This window comes from Klebsiella sp. KP20-425-1, from assembly GCF_025813515.1.
In the GTDB taxonomy this organism is placed as follows: domain Bacteria; phylum Pseudomonadota; class Gammaproteobacteria; order Enterobacterales; family Enterobacteriaceae; genus Klebsiella; species Klebsiella pneumoniae.
On record NZ_CP109614.1, the window covers coordinates 2,494,394 to 2,518,403 of the forward strand.

Genomic DNA, 24,010 nt, shown 5'->3' on the forward strand with positions numbered 1-24,010 from the left:
TATAACCCTTTAAAGTGTAATTATTAGTGAGAAAGTCTCTATATTTTTATTGCCGCTACGTTAAAGCGCTGACGGAATGCCTTCCGTCAGCGATAGCAAGACTCAATGCAGTTCCACCGCATAATTTGTTAAAGGTGTAACTTTTTTCACCAACTTATTGTTATATAAAAACTGTTCGTAAGTCTCGTAGCGCGCTTTATCCAGCGCTGCCGGATCGGTGGCGAACAGGGGCACGGTTTGCAACCACGCCTGGTGGTTGAGTTCGGTCCTAAGCTCCGGGTGGGCGGCGGCGAACGCCTCCCAGCTCTTCTGCGGATGGGCGCGCAGATAGCCCACTCCCGCCTGCAGGGCGGTGAGGAATTTACGGATCTTCGCCTCATGAATTGCGTCGCGATGGGCGACAATCACCAGCTCGTCATAGGCCGGCACGCCGTAATCTTCGACGTTCATCACTACCGGCGTTTTGCCCTGCAGCTTCAGCTCCTGCGCTTCTATATTACGATAGCCGCCGATAACCGCGTCCACCTGGCCGGCCAGCAGGGCGCTGGTCAGCTGGAAATTGACGTTCACCAGTTTGATGCTGGCCGGATCGATCCCTGCATGTTGCGCCATGGTCGCCAGGGTGGCCTGCTCAATGCCGCTGACCGAGTAGCCCACCTTCTTGCCTTGTAGATCTGCCGGGGTTTTGATCTGCTTATCCAGGGCGATAACCGTATTCAGCGGCGAATTAATCAGAGTCCCTACACGCACCAGCGGTAACCCTTCGTCAGCAAAGAAGTGCACCTGCGGCTGGTAGGTGATGGCCAGATCCGCTTGACGGGCGGCCACCATGCGCGGAGGCAGCGCGGGATCGGAAGGGGGGATAATCCTGACGTCCAGCCCCTGGGCCTTAAAGGCGCCGATCTGCTCGGCCACCATAATCGGCGCATGGTCGGGATTAATGTACCAGTCCAGGACCAGCGTCAGCGGTTCATTGGCCAGCGCGTGGCCGCTGAACAGGGCCGTCAAGGTTGCCCCGGCGAATAGCGACTTTCTCATCTGTTTTCCTTTATTACGTCATTCTTATTCCGGCGACCAGTCGATCAGCCGGTGTAGCAGGGTATCTACCGCCAGCCACAGCAGGAGGGTCAGTAGTACTAAAATAAACAGCGCGGCGAAGCAGATATCGGTTTGCAGTCGCGCATTGGCGTTGAGCATGACGTAGCCCAGCCCCTCGGCGGAGCCGACCCATTCGCCGATGATCGCGCCAATGGGCGCCACCGCCGCCGCCATGCGCAGGCCAGAGCCCAGCGCCGGCAGGGCGGCCATCAGGCGGACATGTCGCAGTTGAGCGCCGAAGGAGGCATTCATGCTGCGCGCCAGATCGAGATACTCCTGGTTGACCCGCCGCAAGCCATCAAAGAAGGCGGAAGTCACCGGAAAGAAAATCACCAGCACCGCCATCGCCACTTTGGCGCTCATGCCAAAGCCCAGCCACAGCACCAGCAGCGGGGCGAGGGCAAAGACCGGGATCGCCTGACTGGTGAGCACCAGCGGCATCAGCCAGCGCTGCAGACGGGGGGAGAGGATCATGCCCAGCGCCAGGGTGACGCCGAGCGTTACGCCCAGCGCCAGGCCGCTCAGGATCTCACTGAGCGTGATAAGCGTATGCCAGCCGAGATAGGCGCGATTAACCCATAGCGCCTCGGCGACCGCCAGCGGGGACGGTAAAAGAAAATGGGGAATGCCGCTGCGGCTGGCCAGACCCCAGAGGAGCATCAGCCCGCCGAATACCATGCCGCCGCGCCAGAGACGTCCAGTCATGGTTGGGCCCTCATCAGCTGCTGCAGCAGGGCGGCCTGGCCGATCAGGAGATCGGGCGCGTCCGGCGCGCGCGGAGGTGTGCCGGCGAGGTGATGGCTATCATCAATGTCGCCGTCGGCCGCCGAGAGGACCAGCAGGCGGTGGCTCAACCGGCAGGCCTCCTGCGGATCGTGGGTGATAAGCACCACCGTGCGACCGGCCAGCAGGGTGGCCGCCAGGGTCTGAATCCGCGTACGGGTGAGGGTATCCAGCGCCGAGAAAGGCTCATCCATCAGCACGATGGGGCGATCCTCATACAGCGTGCGCGCCAGCGCGGCGCGCTGACGCATGCCGCCGGAGAGAGTCGCCGGGCGGGCGTCGGCGCAGGATGAAAGCTCAACCTGTTCAAGCAGAGCGGCGACCCGGTCACGATCGACTTTTTCACCGCGCAGCCGCGCGCCGAGGGCGACGTTATCCCGAACGCTCAGCCAGGGGTAGAGCAGATCTTTCTGCCCCATCCACGCCAGACGGCCCTGAATCGGTTGCCCATCGCTGGCGACCACTTCTCCGCGGGTGGCGGGCGCCAGACCGGCCATCACCCGCAGCAGGCTGGTTTTGCCGGCGCCGCTGGCGCCGAGCAGCGACACCCACTGCCCGCCGGGGACCGTAAACGACAGGTTGTCGAACAGCCGACGGTCGCCGACATGCAGGCTCAGGCCACGGACCTCGATACCCGGCGCCGTCACGCCCGGGTCTCCGCCGCGGCGTTGAGGCCCATCTGCCAGAACTGCGCCTCAAGGCGGGTGGCGGTGGTGAAAATCTCGCTCAGCTCAGTGATTCGCGCCTCGCTCCCGCGCTGCTGCCACACCGTTTCCAACAGCGCCAGCGCGGCGCTGACGCCCTGCAGATAGCCTTCATCGCCATAGTTGCGGATCCATGAGGCGTAGGGGTTATCGTCCAGTCGGGTGGCGGGATGCTGCAGCAGGCCGAGACCGATTTCGGCGTAGCCCGCGACGCAGGGCATCAGGGCGACCAGCAGATCCAGCGCGTCACCCGAGTGGCCAATATCCAGCACGTAGCGTGTATAGTTGAGGGTTTCGGGGGCTTCAGGTTGGGCGGCCATCTCCGGTTCGCTAATCCCCCACTGGGCACAGTAGCCGACGTGCAGCGGCAGTTCGTTGAGGATGGCATTCATCGAGGCGGCCGCGGCCCGCATCTCCGGCAGCGCGCGCAGTTTACTCACCAGCAGCGCGTAGCTGCGGGCAAAGTGAATCAGAAACAGATAATCCTGGGTCAGATAGCGACGAAAGGCGTTTTCCGCCAGCGTCCCATCGGCAAGTTGCTGGACGAAAGGATGCGCCACATAGCGCTGCCAGTCAGCGGCGGCCAGCTGGCGTAAACGGCCGTAAAGACCTTGGCTAAAAGCGGGAACGATCACAGGACCTCCATTTATTCAGGGGAGATCCGGGCGTGCAGGGGTGTGAACAGGCAATGGCGGTAATGCTGGCAAAATTGCCGACCCGTCCCTTCGCTGGCATGACCCAGATCAGGTTCAAAGGGTTCGGCTTGCGCCATCTCAGCCCTCACGGGACACCCCTCGGTAGCGCTATGTTATACGACATTCACCTTTTGAATACAATCACCGCGCCACCTTGCCGCAGGATGATGGTAATGGGGGATAGCCAGCGCTTTTCCGCGCAAGAACTACTAACCACCGGGCCGCGACGAACGGAAGAGCGGCTTTTACGCGCGCAATAGTTTCGTTGTCGGCGCTGAATACCGTTTTTAACTAAAACCGCAGGCGCTATCTGCCGGTAAGATGCGCGCACTTTTATTGCTGTGGAGAGGCTGTTGATGCGTAAAGCCTTCTGGCTATTATTCGCGCTGGCGCTGCCGGCGCTGCCGGCGCTGGCGCAGGATCCGGTGCTACCCGCCGTGACGGCGATCCATACGGCGCCCACCCTCGGTGAGCTGCCGCCGCCGGAGTCGCTGCGACCGTGCTGCGCTTTTGGTTACGACCTGCACGTGCGCGCGGCGGGCATTCCGATCCCGATGTACCAGATAGGTAATGTGTTGACTCTGGGTACGCTGGGTAAGCACCATTACAACGACAGCGCGTTCGGTGCGGTGAAAAATCTGCTGGGGCTCAGCGAGGAGCAGAACGGGCTTATCTATACCCGCCGCGGCGGGTTTATTGATATCGCCCATGTGCGCGATACGGCGGACAACACCTTTTATCTGTTCAATCGTATTGCGCCGACGCTGGGTCAGGCGGGGCGGATCTTCTACAGTGAAGAACTGGGCGTGCGCCGCGTGCAGCTGAATGCCTTTACGCCGCCGGCGGGCGTCAGGCAGCGCTATCAGCTGGCGGCCTGGCTCGCCGGGCATCTGGCCTTCGAAATCGCCCAGTGGCATGAGATCGCCCAGTGGTATGGCTTCCAGTCGGTCCCCGGGTTTTCCGAAGAGATTTCCGCTTTTTCGCCCGAGGATCTCTACTCCAATTTACTGGGCGCGAGGCTGGCGATTAATGTCATCCTCAGCGGCCACGGCGGTTCGCTGGAGGATTATAACCAGGCCATGGATGCGGCGCTGAAACAAGTGCTGACCCGGCTGCTGGTGGCGACGCGCGGTGAGACGGAAGCGATGTTTCAGCAGATCGACGGCGACTGGTGGAATAGTCACCGGCGGGTGCCGGATAAGTTTCTGGTACTGAAGCGTAACTACGATCTACAGGAAAACCGGCTGCCGACGCCGGTCCCATTCGAAACCATGCCGCCGTATCGCCTGACCATGCCGGAGCAGGTCGGGGGATTCCGCTTACGCGACCTCGGCGAACTGCAGATCTATCCAGGGAACGATATGCAGGCATTGCCGGTTCCCGCGCAATACTATGGCGCCGGAGCGTTCCAGGGGCTGGCGGACCGCGCCCATGAGGCGGATAAAACCCAGCTGGCGCGGACAGAAAAATAGCCGTAAAGGCTCAGGACGAACGCCCTGAGCCGGCGAGTTAGCGGAAGTCGACCCAGCAGGCGCCGTTGTCGGCAGAACGCACGCAGTTTTCCACCCAGCGGACGCCGAACGCCCCGGCGCGGGCGTCCGGGTACCAGAAGTCGGCCAGCAGCGCCTCGTCGCGACTGTCGGCGGCATCCATGGCGATGGCGAAGCGGCGATAGAGATTCGACCATGCCTCAAACAGTCCCTCGGGATGGCCGCCGCCGATGCGATCATCCTGACGCGCCAGCGGATCGAGATAGTCCATACCGCGCTCGAGGATGCGCACGGGTTCGCCCTGGATTTCGTAGCGTAGCTGGTTGGGCTGTTCATCCCACCATTCGAGACTGGCTTTTTCACCGATGATTCGCACCTTTTGCCCGTGCATCGAACCGCAGTTGACGGCGGAGCTCCACAGTGAGCCGATGGCCCCGTTGTCATACTCCATCAGTACATGGGCGTTATCTTCCAGCGGCGCGCGGCTTTTGACGAAGCTTTGTCTGGCGCACATCAGCCGGGTGATCTTCAGCTGCGGGGCCATGGTTTCGACCAGAAACAGCGGATGGGTGGCCAGGTCGCCCAGCACATAGCTGGGGCCGACGAAGCGGGGATCGACCCGCCAGCGGGTACTGGCATTTTCCTGTTCCACCGGCTGGGCGTGAAAACCGTGGGCAAACTGCATATTAACGATACGGATATCGCCCAGCAGCCCGTCGGCGATCATCTGCCGGGCCTGCAGGATCAGCTGGTGGCCGGCATAGCCGTAGGTCACCCCGATAATCTTGCGCCGCCGCTGGCTGAGCGCCACCAGCTCGTCAGCTTCCTCGCTGCTGAAGCACAGCGGCTTTTCGCACACCACGTGCAGCCCGGCCTCCAGCGCGGCCCGGCAGATGGCATAGTGGGTGTTATTTGGCGTGGCAACTGACACCGCCTGAATGCCGTCAGGCCGGGCAGCCTCGCTGCGGAACAGGCTTTGATAGTCGGCGTAACAGCGGTCGGGATCCACCCCCAGCTGTTGGCCGAACTGGCGTCCGCGCTCGGCATCAATATCAAAGGCGCCGGCCAGCAGCGTGAAGGTGTTATCGCGCAGCGCTGCAGAGCGGTGAATATAGCCGATCTGGCTGCTGCCGCCGCCGCCGACCATGCCCCAGCGCAGGGTGCGGTCGAGAGGTTTTAAACCGTTAATCATGTCGTGCCTCCTGTCAGAATCCGACGTCGCGCAGATAGCGCAGACTTTCCGTGACCGCCTGCAGGCTGCCTGCGGCATGGCGCGGGTCGCGCTCTTGTTCAATGGTTATCCAGCCCTGATACCCCCGGCGGGCAAGAAAGTCTTTGATAGCCGGATAGTCAATGGCGCCGCTGCCGAGCGGGCACATCACCCCTTCGGCGCAGGCAGTGAAGAAGTCGATACCTTCATGGATAGCGCGCTGATAAACCTGCGGGTCGACATCCTTGAAGTGCAGATAGTCCAGGCGGTGGTAATAGCGATCCAGCCAGTCGAGCGGATCCATCCCGGCGTAATAGAGATGTCCGGTGTCCAGACACAACCCGGCGACGTCGTGCGGGATATCGTTGGCCAGCCGCTCGATCTCATCCGCGAATTCAATGCTGCCCCCGGCGTGCGGATGGATAACCGCCCGCACACCGTACTCCTGCCAGGCGAGGGTGCTAAGGGCGATAATGTGCTCCATCATGCGCTGCCAGTCTTTGTCATTGAGGCGCGGAGCCAGCGCGCCGCGCCCGGCAAAGCGCGCCCGTTCGGGGTCGCCGAAGTCGATAATCACCAGATAGGGCGGCTGGAAAGGGCGGCCCGGGATCGGTTCGGCAGCGGCTACCTGCGACAGATTGCGGCAGATTTGATGGGTCAGCGCCACCAGGGTGGGGAAATGGGCCTCGCTCACCAGATCGTCAAAGATCGTGCCGGCGACCAGCGACAGCTGATGCTGCTCCAGCGCCGCGCGCAGGCTGGCCGGATCGGTGGGGAGATAACCCCAGGGGCCGAGCTCAATGCTGCGATAGCCAGCCTGCGCCGCCTCCTTAAGCACGGTAGCCCAGGCAGGGAGGTTAGGGTTTTTCGGGTCATCGACGCCCCAGCTGCAGGGGGCGTTAGCGATAGGATGTATCATGTCGGCTTCCTTTTTCATACAAGGGATGCCGCTGAGTATTGAATAAAGATTTCATTGTCAACAATGATGGAATTTTGATTTTATGATAATCATCATGATTTTAATTGATGGATATTTTGATAATTTTTTATCAAGTCGAGAGGTGGCGCGGTCCGCCCGATAACCATCTCCGCTGGAGACGGAGCCGGAAATTTACATATTTTCTTTGGTGATGATATCGAAAGGCTGAGGGAGTGAAATCACCTCGCTATGGGGGCGTGAAGCGGCGTCCGCCATGGCGCGCAGCGTAACGGCGGCAAACTCATCCAGCCGGTGGTTAAGCATGATGTCGATGGTGCCATCGATCAGGGCCAGTTCACTGTCGCTGAGCGGACCGTGGCAGACCAGAGCGATCTCCTGCTGACGGCCGCTGTCGCGCAGCGCGTCGACGATCCCTTCGACGCCGCCGCAGGGGGCGTAGATCGCCTGCAGGGCCGGGTACTGAGTCAGCATCTGTTCCGTCACGGTCCTGGCGATATCCGCCCGTTCATGACTGCGAACCGGCTCAAGGATCTGTTGCCCCTTGCCCTGTTCTCGCAGGCAGGAGCGAAAGCTGATCTCACAGCTTTCCTGGCAGGTAAAACGATTATCGCCAATGATAATGCCAATTTCGCCATTCCCCCGGCATAAGCGCTCGATAAACCAGGCGGCGGTGCGCCCGGCTTTATGATTATCGAGGCCGATATACCCGCTGCGCTGGGGGACCGATAGATCGGAAAGCAGGGTGAGCACGCGCACGCCGCGGGCGGCGGCCCGGGCCACCGCGTGGCGAATCAGCGGGTGATCCAGCGCCACCAGGCCGAGCACCTCCACTTCATCGCTGAGTCGGTGAATGGCCTGAGCCATCGCTTCCACCGCATCGATGGCAAAATGCAGTATCACCGGCGCCTGGCCCGCCGGTAGCCATGGGGCAGCCTCGCGCGTCAGCGCCCGGGCCAACGGCAGGTAGAAGGAGTGGCTCTCCTGCAGCAGGATAAAGCCCATTCTGATCGTGACCGGCGCTTTGCCGGCAGCCAGGCGATAGTGGGGCTGCTCGAGGGTAAAACCCAGCCGGCGGGCGGCCTCCAGCACGCGCAGCGCCGTGGACTCTTTCACCGCCGCGCGCTTATTGAGCACCCGGTCAACGGTGGCTACGCCGACGCGCGCTTCACGCGCAATGTCGGCAAGGGTGATTTTAGTGGCGATTTTTTTCAAGGTATTTGTCGCTATGAATGAGCGTAATGATAGAAACTATCACGGTTAGCCTGGGCAGAAAAGCGACTCTCTGCCCGCCCTGGCCTATGCCGCTGTGCCTGCCGGGTAACCCTGTTGGCGATGCACACTCTGTGATCAAAAGCGACTACCCGTTCTGGCATTGCTGCTATGCTGTTGAAATAAAATTATTATTAAAGGCAGCATCGCTTCTGTTGGTTAAACTGCGCGCAAAGTCACCCTCAGAGGGCTTTACTGGGCGCATAACCGACTATACTTGGCGCGCTCGCGCGTAATTGCGGTTTCTCGGTGTCTATTTTGCTTTCACTTTAAACCAGCGTTGGGGCTGCACAGCGTTAAGTGCCGTTCCGCGCCGGCAGTGGGTCGGTTTGGGGCCTGTATGTTATTAAAAGAGCTGGCTGTTTTTGAGGTCTTAAGCACCCCGATATGGGTAGTTCATCCTTTTAACGAAAGGGTGGTCTATGCCAATCAGGCTTCCCGGACATTGAGCGGCGAGATGTCGCTCAATGAGATGCGTAACGGTATTTATTCCACCTGTCCGGAAACGCAACTGCAGCACTACCTTCGCTATCTCGACACCATGAGCGAGATATTCGAAGTCTGGACGTTACCCACCGCCAATGGGTTGCAGTCGGTGTATTGCAAAACCACCCTGATTGATACCGAAGACTGTGGTTGCTTGCTGCTGTTTGAAGCCGTGAAGCTGCTGGCGCAAAATCAGTCGATTCATACCGGCTCCCGCCGCTACCAGCGGCGTAACAATGGCTTTTTCGCTCGCTTTTTTATGACCAATACCGCGCCGATGCTGTTGATCGACCCTCATAAAGATGGCCGGATTGTCGATGCCAATATTGCCGCGCTACGTTTTTATCATTATTCCGATGAGGAAATGCGCACCAAACATACCTGGCAAATAAATACCCTGGGCCGGGACGTCATCCCCATTATGAATAATATTGCCAATCTGCCTGGCGGTCATAAACCGCTTAATTTTACGCATATTCTGGCTGACGGCTCGCTACGTCATGTCCAAACTTATGCCGGGCCGGTGGTGCTGTATAATATTCGACTGATGCTATGCATCATTCACGATATCACCGAAGAAGTGCATCTGAAAAAAGAGCTGGAATTTTCCGCCGCCCACGATCCGTTAACCGGCTTGCTTAATCGCCGGGAGTTTCACCGTCTGGTTGAGGCGCCAACTTTTATCCCCCGGGGTTATTGTCTGCTGTTAATCGATATCGATCATTTCAAGAGCATTAATGATATTCACGGCCATCAAAAAGGCGATGAGGTCCTGCTGGTGCTCTCTCGTATTCTGGAAACGTCGGTCGACCGCGAAGATAAAATTTATCGCTGGGGTGGAGAAGAGTTTCTGCTTTTTTTGCCCCATTCGCCGATCGGCCGCGCGCTGATACTGGCGGAGGGGATCCGCCAGGCGGTTAGCGAATACCAGACGCTGTCGGTGACCGTCAGCATCGGCGTAGCTGAACATCATGACGGCGAAACGGTTGAACAACTGTTTTCCCGCGTCGATAAAGCGCTGTATGCGGCAAAAAATGACGGGCGTAATCGGGTGACGCGCATGCCTTTTGACTGCTCTGAGCGACGGCGCAGTAGAGATGGCGCCGCCTGAATAAGCCCCGCCTGTAGTGGGTTAGCCTGCGTTAAGGTGGCAAACAAGGTATGGTGCGTTTTCTCGTTCTTTTCAGGAAGTGGGACTGGCTGAGGGGTCAATCCTGACACCACACCCGCTCGCCGTTCACCCACGTCTCGCTGATATTTCGTTCATCACCCAGGGTCATCAGCACGAACAGCTGCTCATAAATGTCATGGCAGCGGCCTATGCGCAGGCGCTGCAGCGGGGTGACCGCCGGGTCAATCACCACAAAATCCGCCTCTTTGCCCGGCTGGAAATTGCCAATTTTCTCCTCCAGCCGCAGGGCGCGCGCCCCGCCGAGGGTGGCGTGATAGAAGGCCTCGCTGGCGCGCAGGCGATAGCTCTGCAGTTGTCCTACCTTGTAGGCCTCGCCCAGCGTCCGCAGCATGCTGAAGGTGGTCCCGGCTCCGACGTCGCTGCCGATGCCCATCCGCACCTGGTGCTGCCAGCAGGCGGGCAGGCGGAACAGCCCGCTGCCGAGAAACAGATTCGACGTCGGGCAGAAGGCGACTGCGGACCCGGTGTCATGCAGGCACTGCCACTCGGCATCATCGAGATGGATCCCGTGAGCGAAGACGCTGCGTTCGCCGGTGAGCTGATAGTGATGATAGACATCCAGATAGCGCGCATGCTCAGGCCACAGCTGTTTAACCCAGGCGATCTCCTCCCGGTTTTCACTGAGATGCGTCTGCAGCCAGGTGTCGGGAAACTCGGCCCGCAGGCGCTGCACCGCCTCCAGCAACGCCGGGGTCGAGGTGGGGGCAAAGCGCGGGGTGATGGCATAGCCCAGCCTGCCGCGCTGATGCCAGCGGCGGATCAACGCCCGGGTCTGCTCGTAGCTCTCCCCGGCGGTTTCGCACAGGTAGTCGGGCACATGGCGATCCATCATCACTTTCCCGGCGATCAGGCGCATATTGAGGCGCAGCGCTTCGCTGAATAACGCCTCCACCGATGCCGGATGCAGGGTACAAAACACCAGCGCGGTGGTGGTGCCATGGCTTATCAGCTGATTTACAAAAAACTGCGCTATCTCCTGGGCATACTCCGCATCGGCAAACTGGCTCTCCACCGGGAAGGTGTAGGTGGTGAGCCACTCCAGCAGCTGTTCGCCAAAGGCGCCGATCATCTCGGTCTGCGGATAGTGAACGTGGGCATCAACGAACCCCGGCAGCAGCAGCTTACCCCTCAGATCGACATAGCCCTTCAGGGGATGCAGAAAGGCTTCCCCCTCCTGCCATGGCAGCAGGGCGATAATTTTCCCCTCCTGCAGGAACAACAAGCCATCATCGAGATAGCGGGCCTGGGCGGCCACCTCATCCGGGGTCTCCGCCACGCCGGCGATATCAAAAAATGCACCGCGCACCGCGGTCTGGTAATCCATCATCGAACCTGCCTTCTCTTAACGCTCTGGGAATAGTGATAAACAGCAAGATTGGTGCCAGTTTGCAGCCTGCCGCGGCCAGACGCCGCGGCAGGTGGGGAGGGTTACTCTTTTTGCGCCACCGCGCCGGAGCGGAAGGCAGCTTTCGCCTGCACTTCGCGCTCGTCGCGAGCCAGCCAGCGGTAGGTGGTGGCGCCGAGGAAGACGCCGATAAACCAGCTGAAGTTCGCCACTTCATGCAGGGCCGGAATAAAGCTGATAATCAGCCCCAGGCCCACCGACGGCAGCAGGGCGGCAATCGCTTTCGGGTTAAAGCCGTTGCGGTACCAATATTTACCCTGCGGCGTATCGTCAAACAGATCGTCCACTGACACCCGGCCGCGTTTGATCAGGTAGAAGTCGGCGATCAGGATGCCAAACAGCGGGCCAATAAAGGCGCCCAGCACGTCGAGGGTATAGTGGATCAGCTCCGGCGAGTTAAACAGGTTCCACGGCGTCAGGAGTATCGAGCCCACCGCGGCAATCATCCCGCCGGTACGGAAGCTGATTTTCTGCGGGGCGCAGTTGGAAAAATCGAAGGCCGGCGAGACGAAGTTAGCCACGATATTAATGCCGATGGTGGCGGTGATCATGGTCAGCAGGCCGATGGCCACCGCCAGATCGTTACCCACGCGGCTGACGGTTTCGATCGGGTCGGTGATCATTTTGCCAAACAGCGACTGGGTGCCGGAGACAATCACCACGGTAACCACCGAGAATAGCAGAAAGTTAAACGGCAGTCCCCAGCGGTTACCGCGGCGGATCTCGCCCATGCTTTTGCCGTAGCGGGAAAAGTCACCGAAGTTAAGCAGCGGCCCGGAGAAGTAGGAGACCACCAGCGCCGTGGCGGTGATCATCTGCCAGGTCTGCTCGCCGGCGCTCAGGGATTTGCTGGCGAGGGTAAAGGAGATACCGTCCAGACCAGTCTTGTATACAATCCAGCCGGCCAGCGCCAGCATCACCACATAAACCGCCGGACCAGCGATATCGATAAAGCGTTTGATGGCGTTCATGCCATGCCAGAACACCATCGCCTGCAGCAGCCACATAGTGGCGAAGCACAGCCAGCCGAGGGGCGACAGCCCGAGAAAGCTGCTGCTGGTTAGCGAGGCAAGGGAGGGCCAGAACTTGAGCAGGACCAGCATCAGGGCATTCGCCGCCAGATAGGTCTGAATGCCGTACCAGGCAAAGGCGATCAGCCCGCGGATCACCGCCGGGATATTGGCGCCGAAAACGCCAAACGCCTGACGACAAATCACCGCGTAAGGCACCCCGGCCATCTGGCTCGGCTTCGCCACCAGGTTGGCGCACAGCTGGACAATACAGATGCCCACCAGCAGGCAGAGCAGAACCTGCCAGCTGGCCAGCCCAAGCGTAAAGAAGCTCGCCGCCACTACGTAGCCGCCCATGCTGTGCACGTCCGACATCCAGAATGAAAAGATATTGTACCAGCTCCAGTTCTGGTCGCGGGTCGGCGCCAGATCGTCATTACATAGCCGCGGACTGTAGCCGGCGGCCGCCTTGTGAGTCTTCGTCTGCTGCGTGTGGGATGAATGTGGCATGAAACCTGCTCCTCTGAATGAAAACCCTTTGATATGGATTGCTGAGGCTATTGCAGGATCCAGGCCAGAATGATGAATCTTGTATACAAAAAATAAATTTTATGTATACGATCTGCTATCGATAAGTGAAACCGGAGTGGGTTAATGAATAATGAACATCGTCTCCAGGCCGCGCCAGCGCTGCAGGACAAGGACGAAAGCATTTACCAGGCGCTGATGACGGCTATCGTCGAACATCAGCTGCCGCCGGGCAGCAAACTGCCGGAAGAGGCGCTAGCGGAGGTGTTCGCCGTGAGCCGCACCGGCATCAGAAAGGTGCTGCAACGACTCGCCGCTGTGCAACTGGTCACGTTGACGCCCAAACGTGGTGCACACGTCACCAGCCCGAGCGTGGAAGAGTCCCAGGCGATCTTTCGCACCCGGGCGCTGCTCGAGGTCGCCAATCTCCCTGATGTGATCGCGCGCTGTCAGCCGCCGCATCTGGCGGCGCTGGAGAACATTATTCAGCGTGAACAGCAGGCCCATGCGACGCACGACGGCCCGGCGGCGATCCGCCACTCCGCTGACTTTCATATTCAGCTGCAGGCTATCTCCGGCAACCCGGTGCTCACCGAGATGGTGACCCGCCTCAGCCAGCGCTCCTCTTTAGTGATTGCCGCCTGGGGCGCCCCCTGGCGACAGGGCTGCCGTTGCGACGATCACCAGCAGCTGGTCGGTTTGCTGCGGGATAAAGCCCTGCAGCCGCTCAGCGAGGCGCTGATGCACCATTTTGATCATATTGTCGCCAGCCTGTGCTTCGAGCGCGATGGCGTCAGCCTGGCCGATTTTTCCCGGCTGTTCGCCGGCCACAAGGAGTCGTGATGTCTTCCGTTCGTATACAAGTGATTAACCCCAACACCAGCCTGGCGATGACCGAAACGATAGGCGCCGCCGCGCGTGCGGTCGCTGCGCCGGGCACCGAGATCCTTGCGGTCTGTCCCCGCGCCGGGGTGCCGTCAATTGAGGGCCACTTTGACGAAGCCATCGCGGCGGTCGGCGTGCTGGAGCAGATCAGGGCCGGACGCGAGCAGGGAGTGGATGGGCATGTGATCGCCTGCTTCGGCGACCCGGGGCTGCTGGCGGCGCGGGAGCTAGCCCAGGGGCCGGTGATCGGTATCGCGGAGGCGGCAATGCATATGGCGACGATGGTCGCCACCCGTTTCTCCATTGTGACCACGCTGCCGCGCACGCTGATCATCGCCCGTCATTTGCTGCACCAGTACGGATTTCATCAACACTGCGCGGCGCTGCACGCCATTGATTTGCCGGTGCTGGCGCTGGAAGACGGCAGTGGCCTGGCGCAGGAGAAAGTGCGTGAGCGCTGCATTCGCGCGCTGAAAGAGGATGGTAGCGGGGCGATTGTTCTTGGCTGCGGCGGGATGGCGACCCTGGCGCAGGAGCTGACCCGCGAGCTGCGGGTGCCGGTGATCGATGGCGTCAGCGCGGCGGTGAAGATGGTGGAGTCTCTGGTCGCGCTGGGCCTGGCGACCAGCAAGCATGGGGACTTAGCGTTCCCGGAGAAAAAAGCGTTAAGCGGACAGTTTCAGTCGTTAAATCCATTTTAAAAGGGGCAGGAGATGGGAGAGAACCAGGAACACTATCCTCGCGATCTGCGAGGTTACGCAGGGGAGCCGCCGCACGCGCGCTGGCCGGGTGGGGCGCGGATCGCGGTGCAGTTCGTCCTCAACTATGAGGAAGGCGCGGAGAATCACGTCCTGCATGGCGATGCGGGTTCGGAACAGTTCCTGTCCGATATTATCGGCGCCGCCAGCTACCCGGCGCGCCATATGTCGATGGATTCACTCTATGAGTACGGCAGCCGGGCAGGGTTCTGGCGCATCCATCGTGAGTTCAGCCAGCGCGGGCTGCCGTTGACCGTTTTCGGCGTGGCGATGGCGCTGGCGCGGCACCCGGAGATTGTGGCGGCAATCAAGGCCGCGGATTACGATGTGGTCAGCCACGGCTGGCGCTGGATCCACTATCAGCACATGGATATCGCCGAGGAGCGCGCGCATCTGCAAAAAGCGGTGCAGGTACTGACCGACCTGTTCGGCAAACCGCCCACCGGCTGGTATACCGGCCGCGACAGCCCTAACACCCGCCAGCTGGTGGTGGAGCACGGCGGCTTTGACTACGACAGCGATTATTACGGCGATGATTTACCTTTCTGGAGCGAAGTGGCCTGCAGCGACGGCAGCCAGCGGCCGCACCTGATCGTGCCTTATACCCTCGACGCCAACGACATGCGCTTCGCCACCGCCCAGGGATTCAACACCGCGGAGCAGTTTTATACCTATCTGAAAGACAGCTTTGACGTGCTGTACGCCGAGGGAGAAACCGCGCCGAAGATGATGTCCGTGGGGATGCACTGCCGGCTGCTTGGGCGTCCGGGCCGTTTCCGCGCGCTGCAGCGTTTCCTTGACTATATCCAGCAGCACGACAAGGTGTGGGTCTGCACCCGGCAGCAGATTGCCGACCACTGGCGCGAAACCCATCCGTATCGCGGGTAGCTTGTTGCCCCTGAACCTGGCCCTCTCTCCAGGGAGAGGGCTCCGCCCGGCCGCGTCTGTTGCACCGGTTCACCAGAATGTAATTTGATTATTGAATAAGCATGGCGAGGAGTACCAGGCACAGCAGCAGCACATAGATTCGCGCATACCATACATCAGGTACCGCAGGGATTGCCCGGCGGCTAAACACTATCCCGGCCCAGCCGGTCAGGACGAGCAGGCCTAAAATTTTCAGGCTGATAAACCCCAAAAATCCGCTCAGCGGAATGCTGTGCCAGCCAATGACGGCATAGGTCACAGCCCCGCATAGCGCCACGGGCAAAGAAAGCGGGTTGGATGCGCTAACGCACTCCTGCATTGCATACCCGTGTCGCCGTAGCAGGGGCACCGTCATGACGCTGCCGCCCACGCCCAGCAATGCGGCGATCGTACCGATAATCACACCGCCGCCGGTGACCACTGGCAGGGACAGGCGACGCCGAGCGCTGCCCGTGAAAAAACCCTTGCGCAACAAACAATCGCTGATGGTTGCCAGCATATAGAGAATAAACAGCGCGCGAACGATCTTCTCGCTCAATATCCCCGCCAGACAGGAGCCTACCACCGCCCCAATGGCAATAAACCATAACAACGGAAACAGCGTCTGCGCGGCAAGCCTGCCCGCCCGCCAGTTTCGATAGCTGACCCAGCCGGCGTTAAATATCATCACCGCCGTTGAGGTAGCCACCGCGACATGCATGGCATTGCCCGCAATCGCCGGCTGCCGGAGCATCAGTTGATAGACAAAGGGCACCACCACAAAGCCGCCGCCGAAGCCGAACAGCACCGTGGTAATGCCGGTAGTAAAGCCTGCCAGCGCAATAATAACGATCTCATTCAAGAGAGTATCCCCGACCTGAAAATGAGCGAGCAGCTTATACCGGTCGCGTACTGCTTCCCATTTGCGTAGCGCTCAATTACCTTTGTAAATCGGTCAGAGGGAGGCAGGTGTGCGCAACGTAAAAATTGACGAGGTCGATCGACTCGATCGTGATGTGGTGGCGTTAGGTAATGACTATGCGCAAGGGTTTATCCTGCCCCCGCACCAGCATCGTCGCGCGCAGCTGCTGTATGGCGCGACCGGACTAATGTATGTCACTACGCAGGACGGAGAATGGGTGGTTCCTCCGCAACACGCTGTCTGGATCCCCCCTGAAACCGTGCATGCCGTCCGATTTGCAGGGGTGACCACGCGTAGCTTGTATATTGAGCCAGACTGTGTGGCCGCTTTCATTAAACACCGTCGTTGCGAAGTGATCAGCGTCTCGCCGCTGTTGCGCCAGCTACTGCTTGAGGCTGTGGATTTACCACCGTTGTACGACAGCCCACGCGATCGCACGCTGATACAATTGATGTTGCTGGAACTGGCCGCTATGCCGGTCCGCGAATTTGACATTCCGTTGCCGCAGCATCCGGCGCTGCTGGCGCTTTGTCAGGCTTTTTTGCTTAACCCCTCTATCCATGATCCTGCGGCGCGCTGGGCCAGGGCGCTGTTTATGAGTCCTAGTACCTTTCGCCGCCATTTCCTGAAGCAGCTGGGCCTGTCATTTTCCGCCTGGCGTCAGCGAGCCTGCGTGGTGAGCGCCCTGGCATGGTTGATAGCAGGCAAACCGGTGAACGAAGTGGCATTATCCCTTGGATACGACAATGCGTCCTCTTTCGCCACCATGTTCCGCCGCGTGACCGGGCAGCCGCCGTCGTTTTATCACCCAGCCTGATGCGTCGGAGAAGGGGACTCCGGCAGCATGTGTCGGAAATGAATGTCGCTTTTATGGCGTTGCTATGCGTTTACGCGGTCATAAGACAGATAATCCGGGAAGGCCTGGCTTCGTATTCAGGTACCCCTACATTTAGTGGTGGCTACATCCAGGCGGTTTATCTATTCTGCCTGTAACCGTGAGAAGACCGGAGTCTCTCTTTGTGAACCATCTTATCGTTGAAAAAATCATCATCATCTTTCTTCTCGTCCTGTGGGGATTCGATACATTTAGAACCAGGAAAAGAAAACGTTATGATCCCGCGATTGAAGCCGCTGATGCCAGCGAACGCCATCAATGGCGCTATCTGAGATGGGGGTTTCGGATCATACAGGTGGTAGCGGGAGTGTATATCCTCGTTCAACTGATACAGGTATTACTGAGATAGAGGCATGGGCAGAGTTGCTTTTCGCGTCGACAAGGGGAAGCGTTCGCTCTGTGCCAGAGCAGACGTTAACGTCGATAACTACGTCACTTCTGAAGCTGAACATAACCATTATCAGCTACACTTGTTCCTGTTTTTCGTCGAGAGCTGAGAACTTGCCTGCATATCAAAGGAGGGTTTTTAGATGATAACATTTCAAATAACGGCTTATGTGACCCTGCAATGATGCAAGTGATACTGGTTCGACACGCGGAAACAGAATGGAATGTAAAAAATATTATTCAGGGACACAGTGATAGCGCATTGACGCTTCGTGGGGAGCGTCAAACATCAGCTTTATTGGCAGCGTTTGCAGAGAGTGATTACCGGGTAGAATGTGTTTACGCGTCTCCACTTGGCCGGGCCTGGCAAATGGGACAGCGCCTGGCTGAGCGTTTTTATTGTTCACTGATAGCTGAACCGGCTCTGAAAGAACAGGCTTTTGGTCAGTTTGAAGGCATGACAACCGTAGCGCTGCTGCAAAATAATCCGGACGCCGCAGAAGCATTATTCACCCTGGATGCAGAGTATTGTCCGCCAGGGGGTGAGTCTCTCTCAGATGCTTCGCAGCGAATGATACATTTTTTATCCAGTCTGGAAAAAAAACATCATCATCGAACAATATGTATTGTGTCTCACGGGCAGGTCATTCAGGGCGTGCTTGCGACATTAAAAAGTGGATCTGTGGATGATTTTCACCGCTATGCACAACCCAATGCGAGTTACGCCGTTTTCGAGCTGATTAATGGAAGCTGTACCGTTCTAAGCTGGGGGATAGCGACACATTTACGTCACCTGGATTAGCCGTTACCTTGCTGTCATTCAAATCGATGATGATTGAAGTACAACGTCCGCTTCTTGCCCGCATCGAACGGAGGTAACGTAGCGGAAATATGTTTTCGGACTCTACCAGGATGCCTTCCATCGAAACGTTTATGACTTTCCTTCTCGCACTGACGCTTCTGGAGATTTCTCCTGGGCCAGACATGATGCTGACTATCGCCACCAGGAGCGGACGTTCAGATGACTGGGGATCCCCGGTTATATCCTCCCGTTTTTTGACGTCAGAAATTCATAGTTTTATGCCCAGGTTTTGATATTTCAGAGGAACTGGTAACAAAAGCATGTTGAGGTAGAACTTTTTTAAGTAAAAACATATTGGTGTCAGGATCTGGATCTGCGCAATAATCATTCACAACGATAAGGCGGTAATCCAGATCAAAAGCTTGTCCGACTGTGGAAAGCACCACACGACTGGTAGTTACACCCGTAAGAATCAGGTCTTCGATGCCTTGAGCACGAAGGATCATCTCAAGTTCAGTAAACGAGAAAGCTCCGACTCTGCGTTTGACGATGACGACTTCATTTTCTGCTGGAGCAACATCAGGATGAATAGCCGTGCTCTCGTTATCAGCCATAAAAACTCCATTCTCCTTAATCGAAGCGAAGATAGTGTTGTTTTTGCTGACCTCTGGATACCCCTTGCGGAATCCGACGCTGACATAAATGACCGGTACGCCTGCTGTGCGCGTAGCGGCAATCAGCGGAAAGCCGCCTCCGCCTTCTTGAGGCAATCAATTCAAGCAGACGTAGCCTGAGGGCGAGGGGTATTGCGATATCCTAATATAAGTCGCCAGTTTTGATGACAGAACGACAAAAATCCGCTTTTCGCTCACAGCGGATCTTCACCTGCGTTAGCTCGTCCGCTCCTCCCTTAAAGCTGCCCTTTACGGCAGACTAGTGCCAGGAGCGGATGTTGCATGCCCACAGGAGCGCGATGGAAATGTAGCAGTACAACTTATCCCTATCGTCAAAAAATGGCACTAACTGAAAGATGTCAATCTGCTTCCTCATATATATCTACATTCCCCCCTATTCATTAATAAAGGATGGATGAAGATGCTGAGAGGTAAAAGAGCTGTAATTACCGGTGGTGGCACGGGATTTGGTCAGGCGCTGAGCGTATGGTTAGCGCGAGAAGGCGTCGAGGTGGATTTTTGCGCGAGGCGCGCTGATGACATTCAAAAAACTTGCAGTATCATTACGGCTGAAGGCGGAATGGCGAAAGGGCATCTCTGTGATTTAACCCTACCTGAATCCCTTTCTCAGTTTTCTTCACAGTTGTTAACTTTAGACAAGCCCATAGACATTTTAATCCTCAATGCTGCTCAGTGGCTTTCAGGAACGTTAGACGATCAATCAGACACAGAAATCATAAATACTATCAGTTCAGGCCTGACAGGTTCTATTCTGCTGACTCAGGCATTGCTACCCGGGTTAAGACGTTCAGAAAGTGCGGATATCGTCTCAATTATATCTTCATGTGGGATTCCTAATTTTACAGATTCAATTGCGCACCCCGCTTTTTTTGCCAGTAAACACGGGCTTAGCGGGTTTACAACTAAACTTTCGTACCAGTTGTCTAAAGAAAATATACGTGTGACTGGGTTGTATCCCCCGGATTTCGAGCTGACAGGGTTAGAGGCGTTTGTCGATAGCCAGCCCAAAATGGGGGAACGTCTGATGAATGGGCGTTCAGTCTGGGAAGCAATTCGCTTTGTGCTGACTCAACCCCGTAATTGCCATATCAGGAGCATCTACTTTGAAGGCCCAACTCGCGAAAAACTGGCAGTCAGAAGCTGAGTCTGCGACGTTTAACAGTGTAGCCAACGTCCGCTGATCGCTCATATCAGACCTTCAACTCAGATAGCTTGTCCGCTCTGTGCCAGGAGCGGACATTAAAATCAAAACCGATGGCAAGCTCACCGAGCATAACATTATGCTTGCGCTGCTTTGTAACGTGCTTCCAGCTTATGCAGAAAGTCAAAAAGCACTTGGTTCATTTCACTGTAATCGTGCGCCCGGAGCGCTTCAGGCGTGTCAACGAAACGATATTCTGCTGCACGGCTCAGGTCTTTCTCAGAATGAGCGATCAGCCGTTCTACGACGTCCAATGTGAGCTCCATGTGGCACTGGAAACCAAAGACGCGGTCTGAATAGGCAACGATCTGCCGCGGACAGCCTTCGCTGTAAGCGATAATTTTAGCCTCTGGCGTCAAACCTGGCATATCGTTATGCCAGTGACCCACTGCCAGTGTTTTCCCAAAGTGAGAGAACATCCCATCCTTACTGCCGTCTTCGGTCAATGTGATCGGGAATTTACCAATCTCTTTTTCCGGGCTATGAGAGAACGGCGCGCCCAGCGCTTCACCGATTAGCTGTGAACCCAGGCAGATACCGATCACCGCCTTACCGGTTTTAACCGCGGAAGCAATCAGCGCCTGTTCCGCTTTAGCATTAAAGTGCGGGCACTCTTCAAGCGTGGTGTCAGGATCTTGCGGACCGCCCATAACGATAAGAAAATCGATGCCTACGGCGTCAGCAGGTAGCCGATCGCCTGCATAGACGCGTGAGTAAGTTACATCATGACCCTGGTTTATTGCCCAGGTTTCATATGCGCCCGGGGCTTCAAAACTTTCATGTACGATAAAGTGTACACGCATGAGGTTAAGCTCCTGTAATATCTTTGATGATCAGGATGATAAGTCACGCACCCATTGCCTAAGGCTCTACTCCGGGTGGTTCCAGTTTCGATATGATAATGGCAGGGGCTAAATCTGAAATGCCAGGTAGCATAGATAAAGCGCCAAGACATGATGAAGCCACAGGCTGGTCCAGTACTGCGATAAGCTATCAACGCGGCGAGGCAGATCCTCCCCATCATCATGTTGAGGGGCAGCTACTCTTCGCCACCAGAGGGGTTATGCTGGTGCAAACAGAGAGCGACCGTTGGGTGATCCCTCCTCAGCGGGCATTATGGCTACCGCCTCTGCATATCCATAGTTATCATCTGCTTTCACAAACCGATCTCAGGGCGATCTATTTCAGCAGTAGCCTTATCGCAGAATGTACGAGCTTTACGAAGAGTCAGCAGGTACATGTGATCACGGCTACGCCGTTAGTCAAAGAGCTTATCGCTGGGCTGTTCAGTGAGGACTACGCCAGACCGAGTCAACGGAAGATAGCGTTGTTGCTTCTGGAAATTCTCAGCGAGGCTCCACCTTTAACGATGGCGCTTCCCATGCCGAATGATGAGCGATTATTCAGCGCGGCCAGATCGCTACTGGTCAATCAGCGCTGGGAAGCATCGCTGAGCGAGCTGGCTTTTATGTCGGCCATGTCGGAACGGACCTTTTCCCGATTGTTTATGAAGGATACAGGCTTTAGTTTTAGAACATGGAAGCAGAGAGCCAGAATTTGCGCTTCGTTGGATCTTCTCGCGAACGGCGTTCCAATCAAACAGGTCGCTTACCAGCTTGGTTTCTCATGCCCGGCGGCCTTTACCGCTGCTTTTCGCTGCATTTTGGGGGCAACGCCACGCGATTATGTGCCTTAAACCGGGAAACCCTCAAAGCGGTCTTTGAGACTGTCATGGGCATATTACCAGACGCAGAAACCCTGCGAGGGTAGGGGTATCCCGCCTTTGCTGTTGAGAAAGGTAGTTTAATTTGCACCCGACATCACTCTCATTGATTAAAGCACGGAGTGGAGATTACTGCGGTCCATAGTTCTGACAAACCGTGAAAGAGAAGGCCTGCATGAAGAAAAAAGGTGTCGCGATGTGTGATGAAATTACCTTATGACAGACCTTGCGGTGATTTACGGCACCGGGTGGATTCCGGACGCTGTGAGCCCCTCATTGCTACGAAGCCTGATTCTGCTGTACCTCAGGCCATATGATAGCCTGCGCAACAATCACATCCTGCCCATTAATGCGTCCAGGGGAGTACTCCCGGGCCCTGCACGTCCCTGTGTGCCAAAAGCGGAAGTAGGCTGAAGATAAATTAGCATTGCTGTTAGTCGTGGGTTTTGCAGATGGGTAGAAATTGATAACTTAGGATGCAAGTTCGTCCCGCTCTTTCTGCAGTTTTCATCGAGGGGATATTCTCCGGAATAATTGTACCCATATACAAAGATAGTTCCGAATCGGAATGAGTTAATAATCGGTACAGCAGGCGTTGCGCTCGGGCTGACAATGATCGACCACGAAAAGCAGGAAGTATTATTTTGTCAGTAATACGATATCCTCTCAGAAAAGCGAGGTTTCCTTTCTGGCATATTAGCAACCCGGCGCGAACATCGTTTTCATAGATAATATATACTTCTCTCTCAGAAATATGGTCACACAACTCTTCGTCATCAACTGCTACCAAATTGCTTGCAGACAGTTCGCGAACTGTCTGCCATGTATGCTTATAGGCATCACCCAGGGCCTGACAACACCAGTCAAAATCTTCGTATGTCGCCACTTGCAAAGTAAGAGATTTATCATTGAATTCAGGGGGTTCAGAAAAAGAAGTGGCATATATATACTGGTCAGGAATACCCTGCGGGAAGGACTGGCCTGGCACAAGAATGCGGACATACTGAGCTCTGAGTTGTGACCATTCCTTACTAATGAGTTCTAATGCAGTATGATTTAGGTCAGAATCCATACCTACAATATCAATAAAAGGTTTGTTAATATTTCCGCCCTGATAACGGGGGCCAGTAAGAAATTGCTTTCCATCAATTTTGAGTTTTCGTTGTAAAAAATATTCCTGACATAATCCAGTTTCTCTCCAGGGAAATCGCGCCGAGAAACTTCTGTCTGTACACCTCGATTCCTGCTCTGACAACCATTGTTTTAACCATGAACGTAGAGTAACTTCAGGCACAGGTAGCCTGGCATATTGAGATAGCATGTAAGATAGCATAAAAAATATTTTGCCCTTGGATGTAAAAATGTTTTTTTAAACAAATCAGAATAGTTCTACTCCCATTTTATTACCAATTATAGCTGGCACGTCCGCTCCTTGCTCAATGCGGACCTTTAGCTCGATAGCTTGTCCGCTCCGCGCCAGAAGCGAACATTGTTATGAGTGTGATAAAATGTCAGCCCGTTGACCTTGCCTTACAGCACCTCAACCACTTCAAATTCTTCTGCGATCAACTCCATATCTTCAGAAAAATGACCTTCAGAGCTGAAAAATCTCTGATGCTCTTTCTTCCAGTATTCAAGGCTTAAATCGCCTTCACCTTCTTTGCGGGCGAACGCTTCAGTGACATCACAAAAACGAACCAGCTGCATCGAAATCAGTCTGATCACGCAAACTGGAACATTCTGACCATCAAGAATAATGTTATAACTCCCGATTCTCGGGGCGGATTCTTCCTGCTGGTAAGAGGCAAAAGATCCGCAAGAGGCCGTTTTGATCCCTTTTTTGATCAGGTCAGCAAGCTCGTTAGCCAGTTGCGGACTGTCACCCATTTGCCAGGCATCTGCGCCGGGATATTTCTTTTTTATTTCCTCAACCTCAACCATGAAAATTCCTTCGTTATCGTCAATGAAAAGAAAAGCTATCCCTTTTTTAACATGAGCGGTCCCAACATAATAGGCGATATCATTC

General features: G+C 56.5%; 24 protein-coding genes, 4 pseudogenes and 1 riboswitch. Of the genes and pseudogenes, 14 read left to right on the forward strand and 14 right to left on the reverse strand.

Annotation, left to right across the window (positions count from 1 at the left end):
* Nucleotides 1–102 precede the first annotated feature (102 nt).
* From OHJ17_RS12245 to tenA, 4 genes are read right to left on the reverse strand one after another with little or no spacing between them, the layout of a single operon-like run.
* A complete protein-coding gene (locus OHJ17_RS12245) occupies nucleotides 103–1,038 on the reverse strand; it encodes an ABC transporter substrate-binding protein (protein WP_023287669.1) in 936 nt (311 codons plus the stop codon).
* A 24-nt stretch (nucleotides 1,039–1,062) separates the two neighbouring features.
* On the reverse strand, nucleotides 1,063–1,803 hold the full coding sequence (locus OHJ17_RS12250) for an ABC transporter permease (protein WP_004180004.1): 741 nt from the start codon (nucleotides 1,801–1,803) through the stop codon (nucleotides 1,063–1,065).
* Nucleotides 1,800–2,528: an ABC transporter ATP-binding protein gene (locus OHJ17_RS12255; RefSeq protein WP_004224984.1), complete on the reverse strand. Its 729-nt coding sequence runs from the start codon at nucleotides 2,526–2,528 to the stop codon at nucleotides 1,800–1,802. Before OHJ17_RS12255 ends, OHJ17_RS12250 begins: the two co-directional genes overlap by 4 nt.
* Complete coding sequence (gene tenA, locus OHJ17_RS12260) at nucleotides 2,525–3,220, reverse strand: thiaminase II (RefSeq protein ID WP_015958456.1); 696 nt, start codon at nucleotides 3,218–3,220, stop codon at nucleotides 2,525–2,527. Before tenA ends, OHJ17_RS12255 begins: the two co-directional genes overlap by 4 nt.
* A 68-nt stretch (nucleotides 3,221–3,288) precedes the next feature.
* Nucleotides 3,289–3,390: riboswitch (TPP riboswitch) on the reverse strand.
* On the opposite strand from tenA, the pseudogene OHJ17_RS26455 reads away from it, so the two are divergent.
* Nucleotides 3,391–3,571: pseudogene (locus OHJ17_RS26455) on the forward strand (hypothetical protein).
* Between the two features lie 65 nt (nucleotides 3,572–3,636).
* A complete protein-coding gene (locus OHJ17_RS12270; protein ID WP_004184150.1) occupies nucleotides 3,637–4,752 on the forward strand; it encodes a DUF4056 domain-containing protein in 1,116 nt (371 codons plus the stop codon).
* A 37-nt stretch (nucleotides 4,753–4,789) separates the two neighbouring features.
* Here the strand turns inward: OHJ17_RS12270 and OHJ17_RS12275 are convergent, their stop codons facing one another.
* The 3 genes from OHJ17_RS12275 to OHJ17_RS12285 all read right to left on the reverse strand — a co-directional run bounded on the left by OHJ17_RS12275 (nucleotide 4,790) and on the right by OHJ17_RS12285 (nucleotide 8,132).
* Nucleotides 4,790–5,962, reverse strand: coding sequence for a Gfo/Idh/MocA family protein (locus OHJ17_RS12275; protein ID WP_004184149.1), 1,173 nt, complete (start codon nucleotides 5,960–5,962; stop codon nucleotides 4,790–4,792).
* 13 nt (nucleotides 5,963–5,975) lie between these two features.
* The gene (locus tag OHJ17_RS12280; RefSeq protein ID WP_032433119.1) at nucleotides 5,976–6,899 is read right to left on the reverse strand and encodes a TIM barrel protein; all 924 of its coding nucleotides are present in this window, start codon (nucleotides 6,897–6,899) and stop codon (nucleotides 5,976–5,978) included.
* Between the two features lie 192 nt (nucleotides 6,900–7,091).
* On the reverse strand, nucleotides 7,092–8,132 hold the full coding sequence (locus OHJ17_RS12285) for a LacI family DNA-binding transcriptional regulator (protein ID WP_004176090.1): 1,041 nt from the start codon (nucleotides 8,130–8,132) through the stop codon (nucleotides 7,092–7,094).
* Between the two features lie 397 nt (nucleotides 8,133–8,529).
* Between OHJ17_RS12285 and OHJ17_RS12290 the strand changes: the two genes are divergently transcribed.
* Complete coding sequence (locus tag OHJ17_RS12290; protein ID WP_032433118.1) at nucleotides 8,530–9,786, forward strand: sensor domain-containing diguanylate cyclase; 1,257 nt, start codon at nucleotides 8,530–8,532, stop codon at nucleotides 9,784–9,786.
* Between the two features lie 97 nt (nucleotides 9,787–9,883).
* Here OHJ17_RS12290 and guaD read toward each other — a convergent pair whose 3' ends face one another.
* Both guaD and OHJ17_RS12300 read right to left on the reverse strand, forming a co-directional pair.
* Entirely contained in the window at nucleotides 9,884–11,194 is a 1,311-nt protein-coding gene (gene guaD, locus OHJ17_RS12295; RefSeq protein ID WP_004199969.1) for a guanine deaminase, read from the reverse strand.
* A gap of 101 nt (nucleotides 11,195–11,295) precedes the next feature.
* Entirely contained in the window at nucleotides 11,296–12,792 is a 1,497-nt protein-coding gene (locus tag OHJ17_RS12300) for an NCS1 family nucleobase:cation symporter-1 (protein ID WP_004176095.1), read from the reverse strand.
* A gap of 144 nt (nucleotides 12,793–12,936) precedes the next feature.
* Here OHJ17_RS12300 and OHJ17_RS12305 point away from each other — a divergent pair, with 144 nt between their 5' ends.
* From OHJ17_RS12305 to puuE, 3 genes and pseudogenes are all read left to right on the forward strand, one after another.
* A complete protein-coding gene (locus OHJ17_RS12305) occupies nucleotides 12,937–13,653 on the forward strand; it encodes a GntR family transcriptional regulator (protein ID WP_023287666.1) in 717 nt (238 codons plus the stop codon).
* Nucleotides 13,653–14,524, forward strand: a pseudogene (hpxA, locus tag OHJ17_RS12310) (allantoin racemase). The gene OHJ17_RS12305 and the pseudogene hpxA overlap by 1 nt, the downstream one beginning before the upstream one ends.
* Entirely contained in the window at nucleotides 14,409–15,341 is a 933-nt protein-coding gene (gene puuE / locus OHJ17_RS12315; protein ID WP_004176098.1) for an allantoinase PuuE, read from the forward strand. Before hpxA ends, puuE begins: the two are co-directional and overlap by 116 nt.
* An 88-nt stretch (nucleotides 15,342–15,429) precedes the next feature.
* Here the strand turns inward: puuE and OHJ17_RS12320 are convergent, their stop codons facing one another.
* Nucleotides 15,430–16,221, reverse strand: coding sequence for a sulfite exporter TauE/SafE family protein (locus OHJ17_RS12320; RefSeq protein ID WP_023158316.1), 792 nt, complete (start codon nucleotides 16,219–16,221; stop codon nucleotides 15,430–15,432).
* Between the two features lie 109 nt (nucleotides 16,222–16,330).
* On the opposite strand from OHJ17_RS12320, the gene OHJ17_RS12325 reads away from it, so the two are divergent.
* The 5 genes and pseudogenes from OHJ17_RS12325 to OHJ17_RS12345 form a co-directional block, all read left to right on the forward strand.
* Complete coding sequence (locus OHJ17_RS12325) at nucleotides 16,331–17,098, forward strand: AraC family transcriptional regulator (RefSeq protein ID WP_004176100.1); 768 nt, start codon at nucleotides 16,331–16,333, stop codon at nucleotides 17,096–17,098.
* Nucleotides 17,099–17,300: 202 nt separating this feature from the next.
* Entirely contained in the window at nucleotides 17,301–17,525 is a 225-nt protein-coding gene (locus OHJ17_RS12330; protein WP_023287665.1) for a hypothetical protein, read from the forward strand.
* A 4-nt stretch (nucleotides 17,526–17,529) separates the two neighbouring features.
* Nucleotides 17,530–17,673: a hypothetical protein gene (locus OHJ17_RS12335; RefSeq protein ID WP_004184140.1), complete on the forward strand. Its 144-nt coding sequence runs from the start codon at nucleotides 17,530–17,532 to the stop codon at nucleotides 17,671–17,673.
* A 71-nt stretch (nucleotides 17,674–17,744) separates the two neighbouring features.
* Nucleotides 17,745–18,365: a histidine phosphatase family protein gene (locus OHJ17_RS12340; protein ID WP_004189986.1), complete on the forward strand. Its 621-nt coding sequence runs from the start codon at nucleotides 17,745–17,747 to the stop codon at nucleotides 18,363–18,365.
* A gap of 110 nt (nucleotides 18,366–18,475) precedes the next feature.
* Nucleotides 18,476–18,580: pseudogene (locus tag OHJ17_RS12345) on the forward strand (LysE family translocator); the annotation flags it as partial.
* A gap of 45 nt (nucleotides 18,581–18,625) precedes the next feature.
* On the opposite strand, the gene OHJ17_RS12350 reads toward OHJ17_RS12345, so the two are convergent.
* Nucleotides 18,626–19,135 carry a cysteine hydrolase family protein gene (locus OHJ17_RS12350; RefSeq protein ID WP_032409460.1) on the reverse strand — a complete coding sequence of 170 codons (510 nt, stop codon included), beginning with the start codon at nucleotides 19,133–19,135 and terminating at the stop codon, nucleotides 18,626–18,628.
* A 325-nt stretch (nucleotides 19,136–19,460) separates the two neighbouring features.
* On the opposite strand from OHJ17_RS12350, the pseudogene OHJ17_RS12355 reads away from it, so the two are divergent.
* Together OHJ17_RS12355 and OHJ17_RS12360 are read left to right on the forward strand one after the other, a co-directional pair.
* Nucleotides 19,461–19,994 (forward strand): annotated as a pseudogene (locus OHJ17_RS12355) (SDR family NAD(P)-dependent oxidoreductase); the annotation flags it as partial.
* Nucleotides 19,995–20,000: 6 nt separating this feature from the next.
* Complete coding sequence (locus OHJ17_RS12360) at nucleotides 20,001–20,204, forward strand: hypothetical protein (RefSeq protein ID WP_167317763.1); 204 nt, start codon at nucleotides 20,001–20,003, stop codon at nucleotides 20,202–20,204.
* Nucleotides 20,205–20,338: 134 nt separating this feature from the next.
* Here OHJ17_RS12360 and OHJ17_RS12365 read toward each other — a convergent pair whose 3' ends face one another.
* The gene (locus tag OHJ17_RS12365; RefSeq protein WP_023287663.1) at nucleotides 20,339–21,064 is read right to left on the reverse strand and encodes a type 1 glutamine amidotransferase; all 726 of its coding nucleotides are present in this window, start codon (nucleotides 21,062–21,064) and stop codon (nucleotides 20,339–20,341) included.
* 119 nt (nucleotides 21,065–21,183) lie between these two features.
* On the opposite strand from OHJ17_RS12365, the gene OHJ17_RS12370 reads away from it, so the two are divergent.
* On the forward strand, nucleotides 21,184–21,957 hold the full coding sequence (locus tag OHJ17_RS12370) for an AraC family transcriptional regulator (protein WP_004212113.1): 774 nt from the start codon (nucleotides 21,184–21,186) through the stop codon (nucleotides 21,955–21,957).
* 460 nt (nucleotides 21,958–22,417) lie between these two features.
* On the opposite strand, the gene OHJ17_RS12375 is transcribed toward OHJ17_RS12370, so the two are convergent.
* Together OHJ17_RS12375 and OHJ17_RS12380 are read right to left on the reverse strand one after the other, a co-directional pair.
* Nucleotides 22,418–23,317, reverse strand: coding sequence for a hypothetical protein (locus OHJ17_RS12375; RefSeq protein WP_004189996.1), 900 nt, complete (start codon nucleotides 23,315–23,317; stop codon nucleotides 22,418–22,420).
* A 197-nt stretch (nucleotides 23,318–23,514) separates the two neighbouring features.
* Nucleotides 23,515–23,871, reverse strand: a complete 357-nt coding sequence (locus OHJ17_RS12380; protein WP_072143287.1) for an ASCH domain-containing protein — start codon at nucleotides 23,869–23,871, stop codon at nucleotides 23,515–23,517.
* Between the last annotated feature and the right edge of the window lie 139 nt (nucleotides 23,872–24,010).

What these genes read in the sequence shown, in the direction of transcription:
- OHJ17_RS12245 (WP_023287669.1), bottom strand. Translation starts at nt 1,038, where the DNA reads ATGAGAAAGTCGCTATTCGCCGGGGCAACCTTGACGGCCCTGTTCAGC.
- OHJ17_RS12250 (WP_004180004.1), bottom strand. Translation starts at nt 1,803, where the DNA reads ATGACTGGACGTCTCTGGCGCGGCGGCATGGTATTCGGCGGGCTGATG.
- OHJ17_RS12270 (WP_004184150.1), top strand. Translation starts at nt 3,637, where the DNA reads ATGCGTAAAGCCTTCTGGCTATTATTCGCGCTGGCGCTGCCGGCGCTG.
- OHJ17_RS12275 (WP_004184149.1), bottom strand. Translation starts at nt 5,962, where the DNA reads ATGATTAACGGTTTAAAACCTCTCGACCGCACCCTGCGCTGGGGCATG.
- OHJ17_RS12280 (WP_032433119.1), bottom strand. Translation starts at nt 6,899, where the DNA reads ATGATACATCCTATCGCTAACGCCCCCTGCAGCTGGGGCGTCGATGAC.
- OHJ17_RS12290 (WP_032433118.1), top strand. Translation starts at nt 8,530, where the DNA reads ATGTTATTAAAAGAGCTGGCTGTTTTTGAGGTCTTAAGCACCCCGATA.
- guaD (WP_004199969.1), bottom strand. Translation starts at nt 11,194, where the DNA reads ATGATGGATTACCAGACCGCGGTGCGCGGTGCATTTTTTGATATCGCC.
- OHJ17_RS12300 (WP_004176095.1), bottom strand. Translation starts at nt 12,792, where the DNA reads ATGCCACATTCATCCCACACGCAGCAGACGAAGACTCACAAGGCGGCC.
- OHJ17_RS12305 (WP_023287666.1), top strand. Translation starts at nt 12,937, where the DNA reads ATGAATAATGAACATCGTCTCCAGGCCGCGCCAGCGCTGCAGGACAAG.
- puuE (WP_004176098.1), top strand. Translation starts at nt 14,409, where the DNA reads ATGGGAGAGAACCAGGAACACTATCCTCGCGATCTGCGAGGTTACGCA.
- OHJ17_RS12335 (WP_004184140.1), top strand. Translation starts at nt 17,530, where the DNA reads ATGGGCAGAGTTGCTTTTCGCGTCGACAAGGGGAAGCGTTCGCTCTGT.
- OHJ17_RS12340 (WP_004189986.1), top strand. Translation starts at nt 17,745, where the DNA reads ATGATGCAAGTGATACTGGTTCGACACGCGGAAACAGAATGGAATGTA.
- OHJ17_RS12365 (WP_023287663.1), bottom strand. Translation starts at nt 21,064, where the DNA reads ATGCGTGTACACTTTATCGTACATGAAAGTTTTGAAGCCCCGGGCGCA.
- OHJ17_RS12370 (WP_004212113.1), top strand. Translation starts at nt 21,184, where the DNA reads ATGCCAGGTAGCATAGATAAAGCGCCAAGACATGATGAAGCCACAGGC.
- OHJ17_RS12375 (WP_004189996.1), bottom strand. Translation starts at nt 23,317, where the DNA reads ATGCTATCTTACATGCTATCTCAATATGCCAGGCTACCTGTGCCTGAA.
- OHJ17_RS12380 (WP_072143287.1), bottom strand. Translation starts at nt 23,871, where the DNA reads ATGGGTGACAGTCCGCAACTGGCTAACGAGCTTGCTGACCTGATCAAA.